At 52.8% G+C, this 386-nt stretch carries 1 protein-coding gene; it reads right to left on the bottom strand.

The genetic code is table 11. The features are described from left to right. Positions 1–3 precede the first annotated feature (3 nt). A partial coding sequence (locus ACTHS3_RS17190; protein ID WP_440368665.1) for a pyrroline-5-carboxylate reductase family protein occupies positions 4–386 on the bottom strand: 383 nt, incomplete at its 5' end.

The raw sequence follows: 386 nt of genomic DNA, 5'->3' as shown, positions 1-386 counted from the left end.
TGTTCAGACGGCCTTATATTGTTGCGCCATTTCTTGCGAACGTTTGACGCAGGCTTCCACGCCCTGTTCGATGGCTTCGGCAACGTGACGGGCTTTGAAGGTTTCGATGGCTTCGTGTGTCGTACCGCCTTTGGAAGTTACGTTTTGCTGTAATTGTGCGAATGCTTCGCCGGTTTGTTCGGCCAAAGCCACTGCGCCTTTAAATGTAGCGAGACTCAGTTCGCGTGCGTCTTGTTCGTTGAAACCTTGTGCCAAAGCCGCATTTTGGAGCGCGCCCAACAAATAGAAAACATAGGCGGGGCCGCTGCCGCTGATGCCGGTAATATTGTGGAGTTGGTCTTCCTCGTTTAACCAAACGGTTGTGCCGACAGAGCGCATGATGCCGT

The sequence above is a fragment of the Neisseria sp. P0009.S007 genome, from assembly GCF_051962515.1.
This window is presented reverse-complemented; position numbering and strand designations above follow the sequence as displayed.